Source organism: Bacillus sp. 7884-1, assembly GCF_002272245.1.
In the GTDB taxonomy this organism is placed as follows: Bacteria; Bacillota; Bacilli; order Bacillales; family Cytobacillaceae; genus Neobacillus.
The window spans coordinates 1-15507 of record NZ_NPDD01000192.1; the positions used below are offsets into that span (position 1 = coordinate 1).

The 15507-nt window shown below is 38.1% G+C and carries 16 protein-coding genes; 12 read left to right on the forward strand and 4 right to left on the reverse strand.

The window, feature by feature from the left end; translation table 11 throughout:
• Nucleotides 1-146 precede the first annotated feature (146 nt).
• Complete coding sequence (locus CHI06_RS21070; RefSeq protein WP_095250553.1) at nucleotides 147-989, forward strand: DegV family protein; 843 nt, start codon at nucleotides 147-149, stop codon at nucleotides 987-989.
• Nucleotides 990-1016: 27 nt separating this feature from the next.
• Here the strand turns inward: CHI06_RS21070 and CHI06_RS21075 are convergent, their stop codons facing one another.
• Nucleotides 1017-1904, reverse strand: a complete 888-nt coding sequence (locus CHI06_RS21075; RefSeq protein WP_095250554.1) for an MBL fold metallo-hydrolase — start codon at nucleotides 1902-1904, stop codon at nucleotides 1017-1019.
• Nucleotides 1905-2098: 194 nt separating this feature from the next.
• Between CHI06_RS21075 and CHI06_RS21080 the strand changes: the two genes are divergently transcribed.
• The 6 genes from CHI06_RS21080 to CHI06_RS21105 all read left to right on the forward strand — a co-directional run bounded on the left by CHI06_RS21080 (nucleotide 2099) and on the right by CHI06_RS21105 (nucleotide 8061).
• Nucleotides 2099-3616: a spore germination protein gene (locus CHI06_RS21080; protein WP_095250555.1), complete on the forward strand. Its 1518-nt coding sequence runs from the start codon at nucleotides 2099-2101 to the stop codon at nucleotides 3614-3616.
• 12 nt (nucleotides 3617-3628) lie between these two features.
• A complete protein-coding gene (locus CHI06_RS21085) occupies nucleotides 3629-4750 on the forward strand; it encodes a GerAB/ArcD/ProY family transporter (RefSeq protein WP_095250556.1) in 1122 nt (373 codons plus the stop codon).
• Nucleotides 4734-5888: a Ger(x)C family spore germination protein gene (locus tag CHI06_RS21090; RefSeq protein ID WP_095250557.1), complete on the forward strand. Its 1155-nt coding sequence runs from the start codon at nucleotides 4734-4736 to the stop codon at nucleotides 5886-5888. Before CHI06_RS21085 ends, CHI06_RS21090 begins: the two co-directional genes overlap by 17 nt.
• A 77-nt stretch (nucleotides 5889-5965) precedes the next feature.
• Nucleotides 5966-6544, forward strand: coding sequence for an LPS translocon maturation chaperone LptM (gene lptM, locus CHI06_RS21095; protein WP_095250558.1), 579 nt, complete (start codon nucleotides 5966-5968; stop codon nucleotides 6542-6544).
• Nucleotides 6545-6652: 108 nt separating this feature from the next.
• Nucleotides 6653-7477 carry an SGNH/GDSL hydrolase family protein gene (locus tag CHI06_RS21100; RefSeq protein ID WP_095250559.1) on the forward strand — a complete coding sequence of 275 codons (825 nt, stop codon included), beginning with the start codon at nucleotides 6653-6655 and terminating at the stop codon, nucleotides 7475-7477.
• A gap of 8 nt (nucleotides 7478-7485) precedes the next feature.
• Entirely contained in the window at nucleotides 7486-8061 is a 576-nt protein-coding gene (locus tag CHI06_RS21105; RefSeq protein WP_095250560.1) for a YpmS family protein, read from the forward strand.
• Between the two features lie 31 nt (nucleotides 8062-8092).
• Here CHI06_RS21105 and CHI06_RS21110 read toward each other — a convergent pair whose 3' ends face one another.
• The gene (locus CHI06_RS21110; protein ID WP_095250561.1) at nucleotides 8093-8839 is read right to left on the reverse strand and encodes a DUF4397 domain-containing protein; all 747 of its coding nucleotides are present in this window, start codon (nucleotides 8837-8839) and stop codon (nucleotides 8093-8095) included.
• Between the two features lie 307 nt (nucleotides 8840-9146).
• Between CHI06_RS21110 and rsgA the strand changes: the two genes are divergently transcribed.
• From rsgA to msrB, 3 genes are all read left to right on the forward strand, one after another.
• Nucleotides 9147-10217, forward strand: a complete 1071-nt coding sequence (gene rsgA / locus CHI06_RS21115; RefSeq protein ID WP_095250562.1) for a ribosome small subunit-dependent GTPase A — start codon at nucleotides 9147-9149, stop codon at nucleotides 10215-10217.
• A 164-nt stretch (nucleotides 10218-10381) separates the two neighbouring features.
• Complete coding sequence (gene msrA / locus CHI06_RS21120) at nucleotides 10382-10924, forward strand: peptide-methionine (S)-S-oxide reductase MsrA (RefSeq protein ID WP_095250563.1); 543 nt, start codon at nucleotides 10382-10384, stop codon at nucleotides 10922-10924.
• Entirely contained in the window at nucleotides 10914-11348 is a 435-nt protein-coding gene (gene msrB / locus CHI06_RS21125) for a peptide-methionine (R)-S-oxide reductase MsrB (RefSeq protein WP_095250564.1), read from the forward strand. Before msrA ends, msrB begins: the two co-directional genes overlap by 11 nt.
• A gap of 25 nt (nucleotides 11349-11373) precedes the next feature.
• On the opposite strand, the gene CHI06_RS21130 is transcribed toward msrB, so the two are convergent.
• A complete protein-coding gene (locus tag CHI06_RS21130) occupies nucleotides 11374-11964 on the reverse strand; it encodes a DUF502 domain-containing protein (RefSeq protein WP_095250565.1) in 591 nt (196 codons plus the stop codon).
• A gap of 119 nt (nucleotides 11965-12083) precedes the next feature.
• Here CHI06_RS21130 and CHI06_RS21135 point away from each other — a divergent pair, with 119 nt between their 5' ends.
• On the forward strand, nucleotides 12084-12233 hold the full coding sequence (locus tag CHI06_RS21135) for a YjcZ family sporulation protein (protein ID WP_095250566.1): 150 nt from the start codon (nucleotides 12084-12086) through the stop codon (nucleotides 12231-12233).
• A gap of 178 nt (nucleotides 12234-12411) precedes the next feature.
• Nucleotides 12412-13878 (forward strand): NAD(P)/FAD-dependent oxidoreductase, encoded by a 1467-nt coding sequence (locus CHI06_RS21140; protein ID WP_095250567.1) that lies wholly within the window; start codon nucleotides 12412-12414, stop codon nucleotides 13876-13878.
• 124 nt (nucleotides 13879-14002) lie between these two features.
• Here CHI06_RS21140 and CHI06_RS21145 read toward each other — a convergent pair whose 3' ends face one another.
• A complete protein-coding gene (locus CHI06_RS21145; protein ID WP_095250568.1) occupies nucleotides 14003-15367 on the reverse strand; it encodes a TrkH family potassium uptake protein in 1365 nt (454 codons plus the stop codon).
• Nucleotides 15368-15507 lie beyond the last annotated feature (140 nt).

A 15507-nucleotide genomic window follows, 5' to 3' on the forward strand; every position in this document is an offset into this window, starting at 1 on the left:
TCGCCGGCTTGTCTTATGCCTGTCGCCCCTGAACGAGGCGCCTCCGCTTTTTTGTTCACATTTATTTCATGAAAATAGGGGAATTTATATCTTATAGAAAAGGGAACATGTATAATACAATGGAGTAATCCTAGGGATGTGAGTAAATGAGCAAGATTAAGATTGTCACGGATTCAACGATGGATATGACAATAGAACAGGCTGAACAACTAGGTGTAGTGGTTGTGCCACTATCCGTAACGATAAATGGTGAAACCTATTTAGACCGTGTAGAAATTCAACCTGCTGAATTTATGGAAACGATGAAGGGCTTAAAGGATTTACCGAAAAGTTCGCAGCCTTCCGCTGGAACCTTCCTTGAAGTGTATGACCAACTTGGGGAAGAAGGCTATGAGGTAATCTCTATACATATGACAGGTAAAATGAGCGGGACGGTTCGTTCTGCTGAAAGTGCTGCGCAAATGACCAAAACTAAGGTAACGGTAGTTGACTCTGAGTTTATATCGATTGCACTCCAGTTTCAGGTTCGAGAAGGTGCTGAAATGGCAAAGCAGGGTAAAAGTATAGAGGAGATCCTCAACCGTCTAGATTCTATCCGCCAAAACTCGAAGCTATATATTATGATAGATACTTTAGAAAACATGGTGAAAGGTGGACGGATTGGGAAAGGGAAGGCATTTATTGGTTCCTTACTTAATATTAAGCCGATTGCTTCATTAGAAGGTGCAGAATACAATCCGGTTGCAAAGGTCCGCAGCCATTCTCAAGTGGTTAAATGGCTCACCAAACAATTTGTAGAGGATTTAAAAGGAAAGGCTGTCAAACGTGTGGGCATTGTTCATGCAGAAGCACTCGAGTTGGCTACAAAATTAAAAGACTCTATCATTGAATTAACAGGCTACACCGATATTTCTGTTGATCACACCGGTCCAACAATCAGTACCCATACAGGACCGGGTACGATTGCTATCATGTATTACTATGAATAAAATGTGGATGGTGCAGTCGCACCATCCTTATTTGTTGACCAATTGTATCTCAGATCCATGAACTGAAAACCCAAGTCGCTGCAAATGCTTGCGAATCCCGCTCCGCTCCCACGTCTTTAGAATCAACGCATCCAGCATTTTTTTCGGATAGAAGATACCGATATTTGTTAACTCTTCGAAATTCAATCCCTGACGCACATACTTCTCAATCAATTCGTCACGTTGATCAATTATCCCAATATATTTGTCCATAGCTTCTATAAATTCCTGTTTCGTGAAAACCCCTTTTTGATGGCCGGTGATGTAGGTTTCTGCATCCAACTCTAACAGTACTTTACTAGATGCAATAAATTCATCAATATCCCCATCCGTTCCAAAGTACCACGGTCCAAAGGAGGTCATATCAAAATCCCCGACATAGACGACTCCTAACTCCGAAAAATAGGGAGAGGTATATCCTTTTGTGTGGCCGGGTGTATGTAGAAAGTTTACCTTCACACCACTAAAGCTGTATTCTTCATCGTATTGATACGTTCCGGAAATTTCTCCGAGGTTTTGAACCCATTCCTTTGGCATGTGCTTTCGCAATGCTTCTACACCTTCAGGACCCCATTCCTGGTAGACTCCGTTCCCTCTTGCTATTCCTTCGATTGACTGAATGGTTTCAAACTCCAGTGGATTTATCCATTTTTCTGTATCCCGAAACAAATGGTTATGCAAAGTATGATCAGGATGGTAATGTGTGTTCACAACCAATTCCACTCCATATTCTCCATCTAAAGCACGGAGCTCCGCTGGGTCTGCACCGGTATCAATAAGTACCTTATCTTTACTATCAATATACAAGCTTCTTGAAAACGGAACTTTACTATTATTAGCTCCTTCAATAATCATTATTGGACCAATTCGCCTCATCACTTCACACCTCTATATCATTTATCAAAATATTCCATTTTATTGAGTGAATACTCATTCATGATACCATAACTTCCTTCTTCAATAAACCTTATTGCATTAAGTCTATTGCCCCATCTTTGCAAATTTGATTTTGGGTAAAATTAGAATATTTGGTAAAGCTATAAAAAAATGATTTTTCAAAGGTGCTGCCAATGTTTAAATGGATGTCAGCAAAGAAAACGCCCGAAGGCGAAAAGGCACATAGCTTAATAATTGATGAATTAAAGGAACAATTGAAAAAAGAGCTTGTAGCTTGTTCAGACTTATTGTTTCGAACGTTAAAAAGAAAAGATAAAAAAATAGTAATTTGTTTTGTGAGCAGCTTGATCGATAAAACGGGTGTGGATGATTACATTCTAAAGCCAATTCAAGAGAGTACAGAATCAGGCTGGAGTGTTGAAGAGCTCGCACAAATACTTCCGATAACAGATTTATCAGGGGCTAATCAATTAAATGAAATTGTTAAGGCCTTAATCGAAGGGAAAACATACATTTATTCGGAAGGCGAACCATTCGGTTTGCTAGCCAATTTGAGTAATACGGTCGAAAGAAGTTTATCACATGCAGAAACGGAATCACTTGTCTTTGGTCCGAAAATTGCTTTTACTGAATCACTCATCGGGAATGTCAACATAATAAGGAACAATATAAAAGATCCTAATTTATGTATGGAAGATTTAGCAATTGGAACCAGGTCAAAAACGAGTGCTAAACTCGTTTATATAAAGGGCATTGCAGAAGAAGAAAATATTAACACATTCAGGCAAAGAGTGAGTCAACTAGAAATTGATCATGTGCAAGGGACCACAGTGCTGGGTCAGTTGATTGAAGGAAACAGCTGGTCTATTTTCCCGCAATTGATGACAACCGAGCTTCCAGACCGGATTACACTTGCGCTAATGTCTGGAAGAGTTGCCGTCTTAATGGACCGAAGTCCTGATGCCATTTATGGACCAACACCCTTTTTTACCTTTTTTGAGTCAACTGAAGATGTCTATATGCGTTGGAATATGGGACTTTTCTTACGGATTCTGCGCTTAACAGCCACCTTTTTATCCGTCCTTTTGACACCAGCCTATGTAGCTGTTCTGACGTATCATTATGAAGTCATTCCATCACCATTACTTGTGTCATTAGGCCAATCAAGGTCGAATGTACCTTTTCCACCCGTCTTTGAAGCCTTTCTTCTTGAATTTGTTATTGAATTATTACGAGAGGCTGGAGCCAGGCTGCCAACAAAGGTTGGTCAGACGATGGGTATCGTAGGCGGTATCGTTATCGGACAAGCGGCAGTAGAAGCAGGATTTACAAGTAATATTTTGATCATTATTATTGCATTAAGTGCACTTGGCTCTTTTACAACTCCTAGTTATTTGATGGGTACAGCCATCAGGATTATTCGCTTTCCCATCATTTTATTGGCTGGCTTTTGGGGGGGGATTGGGATTATGGTCGCATTTTGCTTTTTCATCATTCATCTTTTGAAATTGGACACATTAGGCAGGCCCTATCTTGCACCAGTCTATCCTTTGAACTTGAAGGATTTGGGGTATAGTATATTTCGATTTCCGAGTCAATTTCTTTCCTACCGTCCAGTAACAAACCAACCTGATGATAAAGAGAGATATTCAGCAAAAAAAGCAAAGCAGAAAAAGGATGTAGATGAATAGGAGCGGTTAAAAATGAATGTGAATTTACATCCAAAGGAAGGAATACTTTTTAGCGCTTATCTTTTATTTTTTGTCATACATGGTGTGCAGACTGGTGTAGGAATTGTAGGACTACCGAGAATTGTGTATTTAAGCGCAAAACATGACGCATGGATTTCCGTATTAATAGCGGGGGCGCTTACTTCTGTTGTTCTATGGTTTATGATTATGATGCTCAAGCAATACGATAGTGCTGATTTGTATGGTATCCATGTTGATGTATTTGGAAAATGGGTAGGGAATTCACTTAGCATCATTTACATGCTTTACATGATTAGTAGTTTTTTTATTATTTTTATGAATTATATCGAAATTGTGCAAGTATGGATTTTTCCTAACTTAGCAACCTGGCAGCTTGCTCTCGTTCTCATCTTGTTAACTGTGTATGCTGTATATGGTGGAGTAAGAATTATTGTCGGAGTTGCGTTTCTATCCGTAGTAGGGACAATGTGGATCCTTTTGGTTGCATTTGTTCCGTTACGGTATGCTGATTTCAATCATTTGTTTCCCATTATGAATGTTGGTTTTGGGGCAATCCTTAAAGGAGTGCAAAGTACCACCCTTTCCATGATGGGTTTTGAATTGATCATGTTTCTTTATCCCTATATTAAGGAAAAGAAAAAAAGCATGAAGTATGTTCAAATAGCCAATATTTTTACCACCATCCTCTTTGCTTTTGTGACACTTATTTCGATTGTATTTTTTGCCGGAGATAGCTTAAAAGCCACGATTTGGCCCGTACTATCCATGTTTAAAATTGTCCGTCTTCCCAATCTAGAGCGATTTGAATTTATCGCTGTATCTTTTTGGATGTTAATTATTTTACCTAACATGTGTATCTATTTGTGGGCATCATCAAAAGGGTTTGCGAGAGTTCTAAAGAGAAAACAGAAAACGGGAGTATGGGTTATTGCAATCGTAGCTTTTGGGGCAACCTTCTTCTTCCAAGCAAGATATCAAATGAATATGGTAACAGATTTGGTCGCAAAATCAGGGTTTTATGCTGTGATATGCTATCCAGTTGTTCTATCTATTATTGTCCTTGTGAAAAAATGGTGGTCTAAGAGGAGAAATAGTCATGCAAAGGCGTCATAAATGGAGAATAATCATGGTGAATATTGCATGTGTCTTGACCTTGTGTAGTTGTGTAGAAACAAAGCAATTGGAAAAATTGGGACTTATAACAGCTCAGGGTTATGATTTAGAAAAAGAAAATGAAATTAAAGGAACAGTGGTAGTTCATAAGTTTGATCCGCTAGCTGAGAATTTGACAAAGGTCATCAGCGTTAAATCACATACTAGCAAGGCATTAAGACAAGAGCAGAATCTTGAAATCGACCAAAAGCTCGTCACTGGACAGCTTCGTTGTGTGATTTATAGTAAAGAGCTAGCGAAAAGAGGACTTTCACAGCTCGTTGATGCCCTAAATCGTGACTCTACCATTGGGAATATGGTTTATTTAACAGTTGCAGACAAAGATGCATTTTCGATTGTGAATATAGATGAGAGTAAAATTAAGGTTAACCTAGGGACTTATTTATATAATTTAATCAAACAAAATGTTGAAAGTGAACAGCTTACTTCGCCTACTCTGCATGAATTTAATCATAATTTACAGGACCATGGGAAGGACCCCGTACTGCCAATATTAAAACTTAAAGGTGATGGCGTGTCCATTTATGGAATTGCACTCTTTAGAGACGATCGTATGGTAGCTGAATTGCAAAGTGACAAGCTCTTTTATGCGAAAATACTTAATGATAAATATAGATCTGGGACTCATGAGCTGGGATTTAAACGTTCACTTTTTGAAAAAATTATTAAGACTCAAGGCCGAAAAAATAGGGAAGTATACGATAAGTTATTTATCAGTATTGATAATATTCGAAGCCAATCGAAAATTAAATTGATTGACAAAGAAAAACTTCTTTTTAGAGTGGATGTTACCTTAGATTCTCGGTTACTTGAAGCAACAGAGCCACTAGATTTAACCACTACTAAGAACATCAAGTTTATTGAAAAAAAAGTAAACAAAGAAATGGAAAAGCAAATCAAACAGCTTCTTGAATATTTCAAAAAGATACAGGTTGACCCTGTGGGAATAGGGAATGAATATATGGCTAATTCACGAAAAAAACCACTATCTAAACAGGAATGGAGAGAGCTGTATAAGGATGTAAAATTTGAGGTGCGCGTAAATAATACCATTGTAAAAACAGGGGTCATTGACTAACAAACGCTTTTCTTTCCTCTTGCCCGAATCTTTGTTAAACTAATCACATAAAGAATAAAGGTTACGGGGGATTTTATATGAAGCATCGTTTATACATTTTTTTATTAATAATTTGTGCATTACTACTATCTGCATGTGGTCAAAAAGGGATTCAGAATCCACTGGATTATCCGGTGAAAGATTTTACGGCTGTGACACAAGAGAATAAAGCTTTTGAAAAAAAGAATTTGGACGGAAAAATATGGGTGGCAGACTTTATTTTCACCAATTGTGCAGATGTTTGTCCGCCAATGACGGCTAATATGACCAAGCTGCAAAAGATGGTCGAAGATAAAAAGTTGGAAAATGTTGAGTTTGTTTCATTTAGTGTCGACCCTACTGTTGATACACCCGAAAAACTAACAGAGTATGCGCAGAACTTCGGGCTGAAGGATGATAATTGGACTTTTTTAACAGGCTATTCACAAGAATTTATTGAGACCTATGCGAGAGAAACATTCAAAACTTTAGTGAAAAAACCACAGGAAGGTGACCAGGTTATTCACCAGACATACTTTTTCTTAGTGGGACCAGATGAAAAGGTTAAGAAAATTTACGATGGGTACAAAGAAGTCCCGTATGATGAAATGATTAGTGATATAAAAGCATTGCAATAGACCTTTTCCTAGGTCTATTTTTTTGATGAGTCATAGGATTTAGTACTAGCATGTTTTGAATTATTTACGTCATGTTATAATATCATTAGTAAGAGGGTGGTGAAGAAAATGGAAAAAATTTTCATCCTTCTCATTCTTTCGACTTTTTTCTTAAGTTCTTGCAGTCAATCTGATCGCTGGGAATTGCATAAAGAACGGAGTGCTTCGGCTGTTGTTTATGAAGAGGTTCCTGCCGATTTTGTCCCAAAGGAGATAAGCATTATTTCCGCTGGTGATTCCTTAACAGAAGGTATTGGCGATACTACAAAAACTGGAGGATACCTGCCTTACTTAAGAACTTTGCTCGAGGAAGAAAAGGGAATTAAGGAAGTTGATTTTTATAACTTCGGTGTAAAAGGTAATCGTACCTCGCAATTATTAAAAAGGCTGCAAACAGATGAGATAACAGACAAACTTTCTACTGCTGATTTAGTGATATTGACCATTGGCGGCAATGACATTATGAAGGTAGTAAAGGATAATATCTCAAATCTCCAACTATCCGTTTTTGATAAGGAAAAAGAAGTATATATTAATAATTTATACCAAATCATGAATATGATAATACGAGCAAATCCCGATGCCTATATTGTTTTGGTTGGGGTTTACAATCCATTTTCTCAATGGTTTTCTGAAATAAAAGAGCTCGACCAGATTGTTTCAGATTGGAATGTTGCCAGCCAAAGTGTCGTTTCTAATTATCAGAATGCTTATTTTGTAGGAATCGAAGATATATTTCAGAACCCAACAGAGAGTCTATTGCATACAGATAACTTTCATCCGAATAATAAAGGGTATGAATTGATTGCCGAGCGGTTAAATGATACCTTAGAAGAACGGACATTACCTGATCTCGTAAAGAAGGCGTATATGGTCAGTAAAGAGGAGAATTAGGGCTTTCTATGAAAAATAAATGGAAAACGGGATTCTTTCTTATATTAGGGTTAAATCTTTTTATTGTTATCATTCTTATATCTTTAATCATGGTTCCTGCCGATAAGAAAGGAAAAATTCAAAGTGTCCCAGACGACAAGAGTGTTTCTTTTCAAGTCAAGTCGAATAAGGCTGATTTAAATGTGTTAGTAAACCAGTATATTAAAAAGGAAGCGGCAGATTCACCGATAGATTACAGTATCCAACTTCAGGATGAAGTGGAATTATACGGGACATTAAAATTCTTTAGTCAAGAAGTAGATTTAAAACTTACCTTTGTTCCAGAGGCATTAGATAATGGCGATTTAGTCCTAAAGCAGAAGTCAATTTCGGTTGGCAGTTTGCCGTTGCCTGTATCCTATGTGCTGAAATTTATAAAAGACAATTATAAACTCCCTAAAGGGGTCGAAATTCAGCCAAATGATAAAATGATTCATGTACACATGGAGCAATTAAAGTTAAAGAGCGATGTAAAAATAAAGGCAAATAAGTTTGATCTAGTAAAAGATGATATTGCTTTTACCATAGTTGTACCCGTTGAATAAGGTGGCTCACATACGTGAGTCACCTAATTTTTTAATCCTTCAAAATCATCGCTTGTAATTTAGGCTCTTCGTTTGAAAGACCAATTAATACAATCGTATAGGTTTCATTTGGACGAAACTGTGCTTTTGGCATTGGCAGGATGATGTTTTTCGTTCCAGCCTCTCTAACCTCTAAATCCACAGTCATCGGCATAATACCTAGATAGTCTGTAGTCTGTTTGTATGCGATATTCGGAAAGACTACATCCCGGTCTTTCACAGCAATATCTAAAGCTCCTGTATCCGGTGACAAATGCAGAAAACGTATTTTTGATTCATTCATTGGCACTTGCGGTTGATTAAGGTATGGAAGCAGGCGCATTTTTTTAACCGGGTCAATGATTGCCATTGTATACGATTTATCAGGTTCAACGGTAATCTTTTTATTGAGTATACTATCTACCGAGTTTCCGGTTGGGTAAATGTCAATGTGATACTTTCCAGGCTTCAATGGCAGATAATTGCTAGCCACTCTAAAAGGAAGGCGTTTCACTTTCATTTGACCATTGATATAAATGTCAACCTCGGGGGCATCAGGTGAAGTATGAAGGAACCGGACCCTGCCTTCAGTTTGAGATTGTTGGATATTACGTTCCGTCATCGCTTTATTCATATATTTTAGGTGTTTCAAATAGTATTGCATGTGTAGGTTTGGATTAGAGTATTTATAATTGTGAGCCAACAAATCATACATTGCAGCTCGTTGAAGATAATCAGAATGATTTCTATTTCCAGACATACCCTTCGCTCCTTTCTTTCGTTCTTTACAAATTAATTTATTCAAGCATGTTTAGGTGGGTGTCTATATTCTGATTTTTTGTTTACAAATGGATAAAGTTAACATATACTTATTACAAATAAGTCGGAAGGCGGGTGAAGTGTAATGTTAAATGAAAATACGTTAATTGCCGTTAGTTTCAATATCCTTTGCACAGCCCGCAGATTCACCATTTAGGGGAATCTATTCCCATTATTCCTTTTGCGAATAAAACCATGGGCTGTGTTGCCTATGGTTTTTTATTATGCGAATTTTTGGAGGAATATGGATGAATTTAACCAATATTGGATTAACTGAAAAAATAAATAACGATTTTTTAGCGCAAAAACAAAGTGAAGAGATGATTATCGGTCGTGTTGCTCTAGAACATAAGCATATGTATCGTGTATGGACGGAGCATGGAGAACTACTTTGCGAGGTTTCTGGAAAATTTAACTTTGATGCGATCAATCGTGACGATTATCCTGCGGTCGGGGATTGGGTCATGCTGAAGCCCCGGTTGGAAGAAGGTAAAGGTACAATTTATTCGGTAATGCCGCGGTTCAGCAAGTTTTCTCGTAAATCGGCAGGGAGAACGGCTGAAGAACAAATTGTTGCGGCGAATGTGGATACGGTTTTTCTTGTAAACTCACTGAATGACGACCTTAACTTAAGAAGAATTGAACGCTATCTGCTGCTCACATGGGAAAGCGGTGCAAATCCAGTTATTGTCTTAAGTAAGGCAGATTTATGTGAAAATATTGAAGAGAAGCTTTCAGAAGTTGAAGCCATCGCTTTTGGCGGAGTACCAGTGATAGCAATTAGTGCTGAAATGAAGATTGGAATTGAAGAGCTTGAACCTTACTTACAGCCTGGAAAAACCATTGCATTATTGGGTTCATCGGGGGTAGGAAAGTCAACCTTAACAAATTTGTTATTGGGATCTGATAAGCAGGCAGTCAAGGAGATTCGTGAAGGGGATGACAAGGGCCGCCACACCACCACGCACCGCGAAATGGTATTATTGCCAAATGGCAGTGTCTTGATCGACACTCCAGGAATGCGAGAAATACAGCTTTGGGAAAGTGCAGATGGTTTAACTGAAACGTTCTCTGATATTAATGAGTTAGGTGAAATGTGCCGATTCAGGGATTGTAAGCATAAGGATGAGCCGGGCTGTGCGGTTTTGGAGGCCATTGAAGAAGGTACGATGGATTCCGGACGCTTAACCAGCTACAACAAGCTGCAAAAAGAACTCGCCTATATCGAAAGAAAAGCCGACAAACGGGCGCAAACAGAAGAACAGAAAAAGTGGAAGAACATCACAAAACAAACGCGACAAAAAAAGAAAATTAAGTAGAAGATTGCGGCCGAACCTGGAGATTGGTTCGGCTTTTGTGCGTGTTGTTAGGATTTTATTAAAATAAGGAAATTTTCTATTGATTTAATCAGCAAATTGTATTTCTACAAAGAGTTTCGGTATACTCATTATCAAGGCAAATTAATTCCAAAGGGGTGGGTATCATGGAAGAAAGTAAACAACTGGCTACGTTCGCAGGCGGCTGTTTTTGGTGTATGGTGAAGCCGTTTGATGAGCAGCCGGGAATTATTAGTGTTATCTCTGGATATACCGGCGGACACGTCGAGAACCCTACATATCAACAGGTATGTTCGGAGTCAACAGGGCATTATGAAGCTGTTCAAATTACTTTTAATCCAGAAATTTTTCCATATGAAAGTCTGCTTGAATTATATTGGCAGCAAATCGACCCGACCGATCCTGGCGGTCAATTTTACGACAGGGGTCTGTCCTATCAAACAGCGATTTTTTATCATAATGAAAAACAAAAAGAGCTTGCTGAACAGTCAAAGCAAGTTTTACAGGATAGCAGACGGTTTACAAAACCGGTAGTAACACCGATTTTACCAGCAAAAACCTTCTATCCAGCGGAAGAGTACCATCAGCATTACTATAAGAAAAATAAAGCTCATTATGAAAGTTACCACGTAGGATCAGGGAGAGCTGGATTTATCCAGGCACATTGGAGGGAGAAAAATGAAAAATAAAGAACAGTTAAAGAAAGAATTATCACCGATACAGTATGAGGTAACGCAAAACAACGGAACAGAACCTCCTTTTCGAAATGAATATTGGAATGAAACAAGAGACGGAATTTATGTAGATCTCGTTTCTGGAAAACCACTATTTAGCTCGCTTGATAAGTTTGATGCAGGGTGCGGATGGCCGAGTTTTACCAAGCCAATTGTTGAGGAAGAAGTAATTGAAAAAGAGGATTACAGCCATTTTATGGTCCGTACAGAAGTTAGAAGCAAATCAGCAGATTCCCATTTAGGTCATGTCTTTGATGACGGACCGGGTCCAAATGGATTGCGCTATTGTATTAACTCTGCAGCCTTACGTTTTATTCCCAAAGAGGAATTAGATGAGCAAGGATACGGAGCTTATAAGAAGTTATTTGACGAGAATTAATAAGGCCGCGATTTCGCGGCTTTTCTTATTTTCCTTTTGCTTTAGAAGTGGAGGTCATTCCACCTGAAAGAATAAATTTCATTGCATCCTCGGGTTTAACATCGATAATTTCGACTTGCTCCTTTGGTATTAAGAAAGTAAATCCGGCAACTTGAAAGGTTTGTGGAACATAAACAGCTACATGGTCCTTAAGCGGACTATAAAAATCCTCCAACTGTTCAGCAGTAATAAACCCCATACTTCTCATTTCCGTACCAGGAATGACAACAAGCGCCACTTTTGAAAAAGACTTTTTCTCGCCCAAAAAGGATTGAACCGTATCTTTTATTACGGAATAGATCGTTTTTACAACAGGAATCTTTTCAAGCCATTTATCAATGAGCCTGATAATGCTTCCGGTAACAAATTTTGTAGATAGCCAGCCTAACAACGTAATTAAAACAATCGTCGTCAGCAATCCAATCCCAGGAATATAATCATCCTTTAAATAAGGTCTTAATGTGTTTCCGAGCAGTCCATCGAGGAACAGAAACGTTTTGTAAATAACAAAGATTACAAGAATAATGGGAACAATGGTCAAAATACCGTTAACAAAGCTCTTCAAGAGAGTTTTCATTTTATCACCTACAATTTTATCATTGATTCTCATAATATAGGCGAATGCACAGACAGGTCAAGTACCTATTACATAAAGTAAGAGTGTTAACAGATAAAAACCTTAAGGAGTGAATAGGTATGTATGGACATGGATTTGGTGGTCAAGATTGTTGTGGATTTGGTTATACAGCACCAGCTGTAGGTGGATGTGGTTATGGATATGGCACTTTCGTATTAATCGTGGTGTTGTTTATTCTATTAATCATCATCGGCGCTAGCTGGTGCTAACCACTAAAAGACTCAGGTGAAAAGCCTGAGTTTTTTTGTTATTTTCTAAAAACAAGCTAAACACGAACAATGGTTAGTTATTTTTATTTATAGTTCGTTTTTGTTGTTGACGGGGAGATTAATCTCTGATATATTTACCAAGGGTTAAGTAAATACATACGTCTTGGAGGTTTGGACAATGGAAAATAGATATGATGTTATAGTAGTGGGTGCAGGCCCAGCGGGGATTTTTACCTGCTATGAACTTACACTGAAAATGCCGAACGCAAAGGTGCTGTTGGTGGATAAGGGGCATGATATTTATCGGAGAAATTGTCCAATTCTAGAAAATAAAATTGAGAAATGTCCTCCAGCAGCGGGCAAGAAAGAGTTTGCAGGATGTTTACCAGCGTGTTCAATCACTGCAGGCTTCGGTGGTGCAGGCGCATACTCAGATGGAAAGTTTAATATCACGAGCGAATTTGGGGGTTGGATGACGGATTATCTTCCAGATTCTCAAGTTGTCGATTTGATTAAATATGTTGATTCTATAAATTTGAGTCATGGTGCAACAGAAAGTATTACCGATCCACTTACAGATAAAGTTAAGGATATCGAGCGCCGCGGCTATGCAGCAGGTTTAAAACTATTACGTGCACAGGTTCGTCACCTTGGAACCGAACAAAATTTAAAAATTATGAAAAGTATCTTTGAATACTTAAATGATAAAATTGAAATGTCATATAAAACAGAAGTCCAGGATTTAATTACTGAAAGAACTCCTGATGGGTATGTTGTAAAAGGAATCAAGCTGAAAGGTAATAAGGACATTTATGCAGATAAGGTCGTTATTACTCCAGGTCGTGATGGTTCGAAATGGCTGACTGAGATTCTTAAGTCACGTCGCCTGAAAATGACTAGTAATCAAGTAGATATCGGCGTTCGTGTAGAGACGTCTGACATTGTTATGAAAGAAATCAATGACAATTTGTACGAAGGGAAATTTATTTTCAATACATCCGTTGGAACACGAGTACGGACGTTTTGCAGCAATCCATCCGGACATGTTGTCGTTGAAAATCACTCTGGTATCATGCTTGCAAATGGCCATGCCTATAAGGATCCGAAGCTTGGAAGTCCAAATACCAACTTTGCCTTGCTTGTATCTCATACATTTTCAGAACCTTTCGATAAGCCGACCGAATACGCGCATGAAGTATCACGCCTTGCAAACGCCCTTTCAAATGGCGGCTTAATTGTCCAAAAGTATGGAGATATCTTAAAAGGTCGTCGTTCAACGGATAGAAGAATTAAAGAGGGATTCATCGAGCCTACCCTTAAAGAGGCGGTTCCAGGGGATCTTGGACTGGTACTACCGTATAATACACTTAAGAGTTTAATTGAGATGACCGAGGCGTTAAATCAAATTACACCAGGATTAGCTTCAGAGCACACATTATTCTACGGAGTGGAAGCGAAATTCTACTCTGCACGACCAAAGCTCAATGACCGTTTTGAATCAGAGATCAGCGGTTTGTATGTCGGCGGAGATGGCGCAGGAATTACCCGCGGTCTAGCCCAAGCAAGCGCATGCGGCGTCTGGATTGCAAGAGATATCATCAAAAAAGCAACAACTGAGCGTGAAAAAGAAGTAGTCATGGCCTAAACTCGCTAAAATTAGCGGGTTTGTTTTTTTGATATAGCTACATATCCGCGATAAATAGATATATCTGCGATGCCTCTGATTCCATAAAAACTATACAAAAAACAGGGAAATTCTCCCTGTTTTTTCAACCAATCGTAACTTTTTCTTTCGGATAATGAATTTTCTCCTGGCTTGTATCTTTGCCTCTTAGAATCAGTAAGCAGGTTACAATCCCCAATCGTCCGATAAACATTAATAAGATTATCAGGATTTTCCCAAATGTTGTTAGCATGGGTGTTAAGCCCATAGACAATCCATTCGTTCCAAACGCTGATGTAACTTCAAAGATTACTTGGATCAAGGTACCCTTTTCCGTAATAGAGAGGATTAATATCGAGGCTAAACAGAGCATGGCTGCTGTGGAGATTACGATAAAGGATTTAAGCACATCCTCATTATTCAATTCTCGTCTAAATACTTTAATGGAACCTTTTCCACGTGCATAAAAGAAAATCGCGAGCAAAACAATCGCAAACGTTGTCGTCCGGATTCCACCGCTGGCACTGCTCGGTGAACCGCCGATAAACATTAATAACGACATAAAGAGTTGATTACTTGGTGTGAAATCATTCAAATCCATCGTTGCCAACCCTGCACTTTTGGTGGTGGCAGAATTGAATAAGGAATAGAAAAACGTTTCATGCCAAGATTTATCAGCAAAGAAATGATAACTATCTAGTAAGTAAATCATAATGCCACCAACAATGGTTAGGATGACAAACGTTACAGTAGTTAATTTAGTAAATAAAGTGAAATGATACCTTCTTTTACTCTTCAAACTTAAGAAGTATTCATAAACCTCAACAATAACCGGGAAACCAATTGCTCCGATAATCATCAATAAAATGATGACCGTTTGAACAAAGTAGTCATTACTAAAAGGGATTAATGAACCCCCGGTAATATCAAATCCTGCATTTGTCGTGGCACTAATGGAGCCGAAAAATCCATGTTTAAAAGCTGAAAAGGGGCTGTCAAAGTAATTCAAGAACCGTAATCCTAAAATAATCCCGCCGATAATTTCAACTGAAATAATGGTAATAAAAACCCTCTTTGCCAGCTGCACTAAACCAGATAAGCTGGATTGATTTTGATCTACCATGATCAGTTGGCGTTCCCTTAATCCTACTTTTTTTCCAATCATTATCCATAGGAAGGTACTAAGAGACATTACCCCTAATCCGCCTAATTGGAGAATGATACACAAAAGAAATATTCCGAAATTATTAAAGGTATCTTTTAAGGAGATTACACTCAAACCTGTTACACTTACAGCACTAGCTGATGTAAATAAGGCATCAATAAAACTAATGGATGCATTTTCATGATGTGCCAATGGTATTTTTAAAAGAAATGTTGAAATGATTAAAGCAGATAAGTAAAAAATAACGATTAATTGAATTGTTGATAATTCTTTCTTTTTAGAGAATCGTTTTCTCGAAATATTCATTTGATCCTTCCTTATGTAAATCTATGTGTTATTTTATATTAACCGCTCTTAAAAGTAAAAGATAGTTTTCCCACTAGAATTTTCTGACATTTTTATATATGCTAGTGTTATTAGGACAAAGGATGCCTGGGGGACTATGG

What these genes read in the sequence shown, in the direction of transcription:
- CHI06_RS21105 (WP_095250560.1), top strand. Translation starts at nt 7,486, where the DNA reads ATGAAAAATAAATGGAAAACGGGATTCTTTCTTATATTAGGGTTAAAT.
- msrA (WP_095250563.1), top strand. Translation starts at nt 10,382, where the DNA reads ATGGAAGAAAGTAAACAACTGGCTACGTTCGCAGGCGGCTGTTTTTGG.
- CHI06_RS21135 (WP_095250566.1), top strand. Translation starts at nt 12,084, where the DNA reads ATGTATGGACATGGATTTGGTGGTCAAGATTGTTGTGGATTTGGTTAT.
- CHI06_RS21100 (WP_095250559.1), top strand. Translation starts at nt 6,653, where the DNA reads ATGGAAAAAATTTTCATCCTTCTCATTCTTTCGACTTTTTTCTTAAGT.
- CHI06_RS21145 (WP_095250568.1), bottom strand. Translation starts at nt 15,367, where the DNA reads ATGAATATTTCGAGAAAACGATTCTCTAAAAAGAAAGAATTATCAACA.
- CHI06_RS21140 (WP_095250567.1), top strand. Translation starts at nt 12,412, where the DNA reads ATGGAAAATAGATATGATGTTATAGTAGTGGGTGCAGGCCCAGCGGGG.
- CHI06_RS21075 (WP_095250554.1), bottom strand. Translation starts at nt 1,904, where the DNA reads ATGAGGCGAATTGGTCCAATAATGATTATTGAAGGAGCTAATAATAGT.
- rsgA (WP_095250562.1), top strand. Translation starts at nt 9,147, where the DNA reads ATGAATTTAACCAATATTGGATTAACTGAAAAAATAAATAACGATTTT.
- msrB (WP_095250564.1), top strand. Translation starts at nt 10,914, where the DNA reads ATGAAAAATAAAGAACAGTTAAAGAAAGAATTATCACCGATACAGTAT.
- CHI06_RS21070 (WP_095250553.1), top strand. Translation starts at nt 147, where the DNA reads ATGAGCAAGATTAAGATTGTCACGGATTCAACGATGGATATGACAATA.
- CHI06_RS21110 (WP_095250561.1), bottom strand. Translation starts at nt 8,839, where the DNA reads ATGTCTGGAAATAGAAATCATTCTGATTATCTTCAACGAGCTGCAATG.
- CHI06_RS21080 (WP_095250555.1), top strand. Translation starts at nt 2,099, where the DNA reads ATGTTTAAATGGATGTCAGCAAAGAAAACGCCCGAAGGCGAAAAGGCA.
- CHI06_RS21085 (WP_095250556.1), top strand. Translation starts at nt 3,629, where the DNA reads ATGAATGTGAATTTACATCCAAAGGAAGGAATACTTTTTAGCGCTTAT.
- CHI06_RS21090 (WP_095250557.1), top strand. Translation starts at nt 4,734, where the DNA reads ATGCAAAGGCGTCATAAATGGAGAATAATCATGGTGAATATTGCATGT.
- lptM (WP_095250558.1), top strand. Translation starts at nt 5,966, where the DNA reads ATGAAGCATCGTTTATACATTTTTTTATTAATAATTTGTGCATTACTA.
- CHI06_RS21130 (WP_095250565.1), bottom strand. Translation starts at nt 11,964, where the DNA reads ATGAAAACTCTCTTGAAGAGCTTTGTTAACGGTATTTTGACCATTGTT.